The organism is Sphingomonas sp. AOB5 (genome assembly GCF_029433115.1).
GTDB lineage: Bacteria > Pseudomonadota > Alphaproteobacteria > Sphingomonadales > Sphingomonadaceae > Sphingomonas.
Genome location: NZ_JARNTV010000021.1, coordinates 58,736 through 66,263, shown reverse-complemented (window position 1 = coordinate 66,263; position 7,528 = coordinate 58,736). Strand labels below are relative to the sequence as shown.

Here is a 7,528-nt window from a genome sequence, read left to right as displayed (position 1 = left end):
GGCCAGGCGCGGCTCGCCGCCGCGAGAACGGCTGTTAGTCGCGACCGCAAAGCGCGGGTGGTGCGTCAGCCGCTGCGTGCGGACCGGCGCGACGCAGTGCTGGCGCGCTTCGCCAATGACGATCCCAAGCTCAAGAGCCGCCTGACCATGGCTGCGCGCAAGGGCGAAGGTGTAAGTGAGAAGGAGATGGATGCGATCCTCGACGATTTGCGCGAGCTCGGTGCGATCGACGATGAGGGCAACCCCAAATGACGGTTGACAGCCCAGCGGAGGCCTTACTGCGTTCGCTGGGCGTCACTCGTCCCGCCGACATCGACCTGGAGGCGGTTGCATGGTCAGTCGGCGTCAAGGTACGTGACGCCGTTCTCGAAAGCTGCGAGGCGCGCATCATTGGTTATAATGACCGCGCCATTATCACCGTTCAGCAAGGCGGCGATCCACGCCGTCGGCGATTCTCGATCGGGCACGAGCTCGGGCATTGGACCCACCATCGCGGTCGCTCCTCAGTGTGCCGGTCGAGCGAGATCGGCAATCCCGGCTCAGCCAGCCAGCTTGAGCGTCAGGCCGACCGCTTTGCGGCCGATCTGCTCATGCCCCGCTATCTATTCCTGCCCTCGCTCGCCGCGCACCATCGGCCCAGCTTCGAGGCGATTGATGCGCTCGCCAGCGATTATGCGACAAGCCGGCTGGCGACCGCGCTACGATGCGTCGATTTGGCGGGATGGCCGGTCATGCTGGTCTGCCACGGGAAGGGCGGGCGACGTTGGTTCAAGCGCAGCCCCAATGTTCCCGACCATTGGTTTCCGCGTGAGGATCTCGATGCGTCATCGCCGGCGTTTACGGTGCTTTTCGGTGATACCGAGCGCTCGCGTCCGCAGACCATAGGCGCGGATAGCTGGTTCGATTGGCGGGGTGCAGGGAGCTTTCGCCTTACCGAGCAGTCGGTTAAGGCGCATGGCGGAGAAATCCTGACCCTGCTGACCCTTACGGATTCTGGCATGCTAGGCTAAGCCAGTTAGATTGACCGCATGGCGACGATGCGCCCCAATTTCGGCCGTTCAGCTGCTCCGAAGCTATCCCAAATGCTGCCGTTTGCCGGGGATGATTGGCCGACGGGCGTGCAGCACCGGTCTCGGAACCCCACGAGGCCGTGAACGAGGCGCCAGTGCGGACACAACGCGCAATCAGCGGTGCATCCCGGCCTTCCAGGCATACGCCTCAAGATTTCCAAATTTCGCGGCCGCAGCGGCACGCACCTGCTCGATGCTGCATCCATGGACCCTCGCCGTTTCCGCGAGCGCTTCGTCGATAGGCGACTGGATCACGAACAGGCTTTCGAAATCGGCGAGCATCTTTGCAGTATCGCCGGTCATGTGCGCAGCCGAACGTCAAGGAAAACATCGACCTCGCCCGGCTCCGCATCCGGTTCCCGACAGGGTGTCGCGATAGCATTCGCATCGAAGATCGTCCGCTCCTCCTGGCTACCATCCGCTGGCCAAACGGCGATGACCGCCGTCCGGATGTGTGCGTTCGAATTCTCGAACATATTCCTGAAATAGCTGGTCGCGGCGTCCTCGGGCGACGCACAGTGGACGACAATCGACGGGTCTAGACCCGTGCTCTCATCAAAAATATCCGCGAAGAAATCCTCATGCTTGCCGACGATTGCCATGTTTCGCTTGCCCATCAGATAATGCTCCTTTCCTGAATCCTCCCAAGGCGCGGCCGGACTGACCGGCACCGGCCAAATGCCATCCCGTCAGGCCGACAGGATGACCCGCAAATCGGCCTGCGTGGTCTTCTTCAGATAGAGTTCGGTCGTGCCGAGCAACTTGAGTGCATCGTCGGTCACGGTGGCAATCGACGCCCCTGGTTGAACGAGGATCATCTCGAACTTCACGCTGGCCCGGCGAGCTTTGTCCTTGAAGTAGACAAGCCGCTTGATGTCTCCCTTGAGGAACCGCGTCGCGCCCTCTCGCGCCCAGATATCGTGCCGCCGCTTGAGATCATGGTAGAGATTGTTGATCCCTGAATGCTTGACCGCCACGCTCTTCTGGGCCTGGCCGCAGACGGTGTAGAAGTTCCGGATGTCCCGCGAAACATGTCCGCCATGCGCGCCCTTGCAGTGGACGAGGCACAACCCGATCGTCGTGTCGTCGATGTCCTTGAAACAGACCAGATCCGCCGCCTCGCCGCTGCCGTCGTCGTTGAATACGAGGTCGTACTCGCCAGCGAGCTGCGCGAAGGTTCGGTACTGGATCGAGGCCTTCTCGCCCGTCTTATGCATCGACTCTTGGTTGAGCGGGATGCCGTCCCAGTCCCAATGCTCGAGCCGGTCCCGGCTGAACGCACCCGCATCGAGCGCAATCGGGATATGATAGCAATTATAGGAGTAGGTGCCGTCGACGTAGCGGACGAGAAACGGGTCCTTGGCCAGATATTCCTCAATCGTGATTTCCGGGTTCCTGCCTTTTTGAAAGGTCAGGCGCGGCCCCGATACATGCTCATGACGATAGCCGCCTGGCAGCGCCTCTGCGATTCGCAGCCGATAGATCGAGACGAGCGTGCCGCTCGCGATGCGGAACAGGATCGCGCCATCGGCATCCGTTCCGGCGATGTCGAGATCGACTAGAAACACGGGTATGAGCGCACCATCGAAGCCCACGGACTGCCGGTCGTTGAGGCCCATTTGCGCCTGCTCGCCCCATTGCAGCGCGATCGGCGGTGAAGGCCATGGCGCGTCGATGCGCTCCGGCCGCAGAAAGTCACGCGTGATGTTGGTTTCCTGGTCGGGGGACGCGGTGACCTTGGCCCAGGTATAGCGCGTCCAATCGAGCCAGTCGGCGATCGAACCGCCTTTCTGCTGCCAGATCTTTCCGCGGCGCTGTGTCCCGCCCCACAGCACCCGCTCGCCATTCTCGTATCCAAGGCACGCAATATTGTTGAGCGAAGATTCTGCCTTCTCGATGCTGGCGAGGCCCTCGGTGACATTCGGGCCGAAATAGGAAGTGAAGCTGATCGCGCCGATCCGCGAGGAGCCGAGGCTCTTGACCAGCGGCAGCTCGACATTGTTGAGGATCTGGAAGATGGGCTTGCCGGTGACCAGCTGCGTTTCCTCGCCGGTTACGGCGGCCGCCATCATCTCGGAACGAAGTCCCGAATAGTCGCTCGCATAGAGCGCCAGCACGCCCTGCTCGCGGTCCCAGCGCATGACCAGCAGGTCATGAATGACGTCGACGACATCCTGATAATTCCCCCAGGAAACCTGGTCGGAATGACGGACCACCGCGACCAGCACCTCGCCCGCATCGTCATAGGCGTGCCAGTGCTCCGCTCCCTTGGGCAGCACCGACGCGTAGGCGAGCGGGTTCCAGGCTTCGCACTTCGTGCGGAAGAATTGGGTGGAGAGCGCCGGCCGCAGGTTCCAGAGCGAGAGATGGGCGTGGAGATCACCCGACCGGCGCAGCTGATCGACGACATCCTGGAGGCGCAGTTCCTCATCGATCCGCTCCTCGCTCAGGCGGCGAATGATCCGATCCCAATCCGCTCCCTGCGCATAGAGCTCGGCCAGCCGGCGCTCGGCTTCGGGATCGGCGACGTTGGTGACGACAGTCGCCTCGCCGATCCGGCCTGGATCGCCCTTGCGCGTGAAGCGGCCGATGAACTGAAGCGTCACCGCCAGCGATTTGTGCGTGTCGTGCAGCGCCGCCACCTTGAGATTGGAAAGGTCGAAGCCTTCCCCGAGCATGTCGACGCAGATGACGATGCGCGCGCCATCGGGGCCGCGGTCGAGCAGCTGAGCAAGCGCCTCGCGATTGGCAAGCGTGCGGCCGGGCCCCGAATAGACCAGCACCGGCTTGAGCTCGGGTGCCAGCGCGGAATAGATCGCGAGCAGCTCGGCTGCGCGCTCCTTGGTCCGCGTGCGCGCCATGAGCAGGTGATCGAGACCAAGCGTGCCGCGGTCCCGCCGCAATGCCTCGAGGGCGGCCTCCGCGACGACGCGATCGCGGCGTTCCTGCTCGCCATATTCCTCGACCGCGACGAGGTTGATCGGCCGGTAATAGCCCGCCGCCTGGGCGTCGCCGAGCTTGAAGTTGAAGATGATGCGGCCGTCGATGCGCTGCGAATCCCGCCGAAACGGCGTGGCGGTGAACTGGACGACGCGCTTGTCGGCAAACCGGTCGCGCACGCCCGCCCAAGTGGCGGCGGAGACGTGATGTGCCTCGTCGACCATCAGGTCAGTACACCCTGAGATGAGCGCCTCGCGGGCCTCGGGGTCGCACGCCTCAAGTGTGTTCGGCAACGCGACTATGACGTTCGCCTCGCGCAGCAAAGCAGGGGCATCCTCGACGGTTCGCACGCCGCCGGTGAGCGCGACGACGCGCGGGCGCGCAATCTCGACCGGGACGATGCCCAGATCAGGGAGCACGCCAAGAGACGCGAACTTGCCGGCGATCTGGGAACGCAGCGGAACGCTCGGCACGAGCACCAGCGTTCGCGGCAGCCGGCGGTATACCTGCGCCGCGAGCATGGTCTCGGTCTTGCCGGTGCCTGTCGGCAGCACCACGGTCGCCGGCTCGAACCGGGTCCCGACCGCGAAATGCGCAGCGATGGCATGCAAGGCTCCAATCTGCGGCGGCCGCAGACCGGCGACACCCTCGGCTTCATCCTCGCTGCTGAATCGAAAGATGCCGTTCCAGAGCGAGAGCACTGCCTCGGGCGTCGCAGCATAGCCCGCCAGCTGATCCCCGTCATCCCAGCCGAGCGCGACCCGCCCAGGGAAATGCTCGGGCAGTTCGTACCCTCCGCTGAGCACAGGCAGGCCGGCGGCAACGCGACGGGCCCCCTTGCGGCGAACGAGCATGCGGTCGAACGGCGGCAGGAGCGGAGTCTCGAGCAGGTCATGCCCCTGAACGTCGCTCGCCTTGACCTCGGCCCGGACAACCGCGCCGAGGAAAGGGCTTTGCTCGACAGCGTTCTCGCCGACCTTCACGCGGCGCCGGGGAAGGGCCGGAAGCTCGACCTCACCGTGCCACAAGGTGATTAGAGACACCGCCGGTTCTCCCGCTCAGCGCAGCTGCTGGCGAAGGAAGCGCCGGAGCGCCAGCGTTTCGGTGAACCGCACGACCGGCAGCCTCGCACGAAATCCGGCGACTTCGACGGGGCCACGATCGTAGATCCCGTCCTGCTCCGGGGGTGCTACGGCTACCTTTGCCTCGTACAGGTTGCGCCAGCGCCCATCGCGCCAGCTTTGATCGAGACCAAGCCCGAAGGGATTCGCAGGCCGCCACACCGGGATATCGTTGCGGCGATGGCTCACGACTCCGGTCTCGATGCCGAGCCCGAGATCGGTGTTGCGGTCGCAGACGACGCGCAGCAGCGCCTCGCTGGAATCATCGAGATAAATGGCCTGGCGCCTCGTATTCATGTGCACCTCACAGCGGAACAAATACAGCCCGAGGATAGCAAGAACCAACCGGGAACGGAAGGTTGTCGACCGAGCGCTTCAAATCGAGGAGTCTTCCGCCGAATGATACCGGGCCCTTGCGGACGCCTCACTCTCGCGGACGGCGGTCCAGTCGTCAAGAAAACGCCTGCTGCGCTCGATGGCTACAAGAAGCTCGCTCAAAGCGTTCGCCAAAGAGCGGTTGGGCCGTGTTCTAGCTGTGATTTGACAGGCGCCTAAGCGCCCTAAAGTCGGTCGTTGCCTCTTGATGGGTCGCGACCCGTTAGCTGACCTTCGCAATTAGGGGATATGGGCAACGCACTTTGCAAAACCCCTTCGCGGATTTGCTTACCTCCGGTGGGCCTCAAGGTGACCGCCGGCGAACTGAGGAGCGCAGCGACGCTGCGCTCCTCAGCTTGATCAATAGTCCATCGCCGGCATCGGCGCGGATTTCTCCTCCTTGGGCACCTCGGCGACGAGCGCCTCGGTAGTGATCAGCAGCGAGGCGACCGAGGCCGCATCCTGCAGTGCCGTCCGCACAACCTTGGCAGGGTCGATCACGCCCCCCTGCACCAGATCCTGATACTCGCCGGTCGCGGCGTTGAAGCCCCAGTTGTAGTCTTGGCTCTCGAGCAGCTTGCCGACGATCCAGGCACCGTCCTCGCCGGCATTCTCGGCGATCTGCCGTGCCGGAGCGCGCAGCGCCCGGCGGACGATGTCGATGCCAGACTGCTGGTCGTCATTCGCGGCCTTGAGACCATCGAGCGCCTTCAGCGCGCGCAGGAGCGGCACGCCGCCGCCCGGCAGAATGCCTTCCTCGACCGCGGCGCGAGTGGCGTGGAGCGCGTCGTCGACGCGGTCCTTCTTCTCCTTGACCTCGACCTCGGTCGCGCCGCCGACGCGGATCACCGCGACGCCGCCGGCGAGCTTGGCCAGCCGCTCCTGGAGCTTTTCGCGGTCATAGTCGGAGGTGGTCGTCTCGATCTGCTGGCGGATCTGCGCAACGCGGCCGTCGATATCGGCCTTGGTGCCGGCACCGTCGATGATCGTGGTGTTGTCCTTGTCGATCGTGACCTTCTTGGCGCGGCCGAGCATGCCGATCGTGACATTCTCGAGCTTGGTGCCGAGCTCCTCACTCACCACATTGCCGCCGGTCAGGATCGCGATGTCCTCGAGCATCGCCTTGCGGCGATCGCCGAAGCCCGGCGCCTTGACCGCGGCCACCTTGAGCCCACCGCGCAGCTTGTTGACGACCAGCGTCGCCAGCGCCTCGCCCTCGACGTCCTCGGCGATGATCAGCAGCGGACGGCCCGACTGCACCACCTTCTCGAGCAGCGGCACCAGCGCCTGGAGGTTCGAGAGCTTCTTCTCGTGGATCAGGATGTACGGGTCATCCAGCTCGACGCGGAGCTTCTCGGTATTGGTGATGAAATAGGGCGAGAGATAGCCGCGGTCGAACTGCATGCCCTCGACCGTCTCGAGCTCGGTCTCGAGGCTCTTGGCCTCCTCGACGGTGATCACGCCCTCGTTGCCGACCTTCTCCATCGCCTCCGCCAGGATGCGGCCGACTTCCTCGTCGCCGTTGGCGGAGATGGTCGCGACCTGCGCGATCTCGCTGTTGGCGCTGACCTTCTTCGCGTGCGCCTCGAGATCCTTGACCACTGCGTTCACCGCGAGGTCGATGCCGCGCTTGACGTCCATCGGGTTCATGCCCGCCGCGACCGCCTTCGAGCCCTCGCGCACGATCGCCTGGGCGAGCACGGTGGCGGTGGTGGTGCCGTCGCCGGCCTTGTCGTTCTGCTTGTTGGCGACCTCGCGCAGCATCTGCGCGCCCATATTCTCGAACTTGTCGGCCAGCTCGATCTCCTTGGCGACGGTGACGCCGTCCTTGGTGATGCGCGGCGCCCCGAAGCTCTTCTCGATGACGACGTTGCGGCCCTTGGGGCCGAGCGTCACCTTCACTGCATTCGCAAGCGTATCCACGCCGCGCAGCATGCGGTCACGCGCGTCCGACGCAAATTTCACTTCCTTGGCAGCCATCTTGGCTAAACTCCTTTCTATGTCCTTCCTGGATGTTCGAGG

At 64.1% G+C, this 7,528-nt stretch carries 7 protein-coding genes; 2 read left to right on the top strand and 5 right to left on the bottom strand.

Annotated features, from left to right (window positions below):
• On the top strand, positions 1 to 252 hold a 252-nt coding region (locus tag P1X14_RS11250), incomplete at its 5' end, for a hypothetical protein (protein WP_277315458.1).
• Positions 249 to 1,010, top strand: coding sequence for an ImmA/IrrE family metallo-endopeptidase (locus tag P1X14_RS11245; protein WP_277315457.1), 762 nt, complete (start codon positions 249 to 251; stop codon positions 1,008 to 1,010). The genes P1X14_RS11250 and P1X14_RS11245, both read left to right, overlap by 4 nt.
• A gap of 174 nt (positions 1,011 to 1,184) precedes the next feature.
• Here the strand turns inward: P1X14_RS11245 and P1X14_RS11240 are convergent, their stop codons facing one another.
• The 5 genes from P1X14_RS11240 to groL form a co-directional block, all read right to left on the bottom strand.
• Complete coding sequence (locus P1X14_RS11240; protein ID WP_277315456.1) at positions 1,185 to 1,352, bottom strand: hypothetical protein; 168 nt, start codon at positions 1,350 to 1,352, stop codon at positions 1,185 to 1,187.
• A 17-nt stretch (positions 1,353 to 1,369) separates the two neighbouring features.
• Complete coding sequence (locus tag P1X14_RS11235; protein ID WP_277315455.1) at positions 1,370 to 1,687, bottom strand: hypothetical protein; 318 nt, start codon at positions 1,685 to 1,687, stop codon at positions 1,370 to 1,372.
• Between the two features lie 72 nt (positions 1,688 to 1,759).
• Positions 1,760 to 5,053, bottom strand: coding sequence for a DEAD/DEAH box helicase family protein (locus tag P1X14_RS11230; protein WP_277315454.1), 3,294 nt, complete (start codon positions 5,051 to 5,053; stop codon positions 1,760 to 1,762).
• Between the two features lie 15 nt (positions 5,054 to 5,068).
• Positions 5,069 to 5,428 carry a hypothetical protein gene (locus P1X14_RS11225; protein ID WP_277315453.1) on the bottom strand — a complete coding sequence of 120 codons (360 nt, stop codon included), beginning with the start codon at positions 5,426 to 5,428 and terminating at the stop codon, positions 5,069 to 5,071.
• A gap of 438 nt (positions 5,429 to 5,866) precedes the next feature.
• Complete coding sequence (groL, locus tag P1X14_RS11220; protein ID WP_277315452.1) at positions 5,867 to 7,486, bottom strand: chaperonin GroEL; 1,620 nt, start codon at positions 7,484 to 7,486, stop codon at positions 5,867 to 5,869.
• Between the last annotated feature and the right edge of the window lie 42 nt (positions 7,487 to 7,528).

Excerpts from the sequence above, each read along its gene's own strand:
- P1X14_RS11235 (WP_277315455.1), bottom strand. The coding sequence starts at position 1,687 with ATGGGCAAGCGAAACATGGCAATCGTCGGCAAGCATGAGGATTTCTTC.
- P1X14_RS11245 (WP_277315457.1), top strand. The coding sequence starts at position 249 with ATGACGGTTGACAGCCCAGCGGAGGCCTTACTGCGTTCGCTGGGCGTC.
- groL (WP_277315452.1), bottom strand. The coding sequence starts at position 7,486 with ATGGCTGCCAAGGAAGTGAAATTTGCGTCGGACGCGCGTGACCGCATG.
- P1X14_RS11240 (WP_277315456.1), bottom strand. The coding sequence starts at position 1,352 with ATGCTCGCCGATTTCGAAAGCCTGTTCGTGATCCAGTCGCCTATCGAC.
- P1X14_RS11225 (WP_277315453.1), bottom strand. The coding sequence starts at position 5,428 with ATGAATACGAGGCGCCAGGCCATTTATCTCGATGATTCCAGCGAGGCG.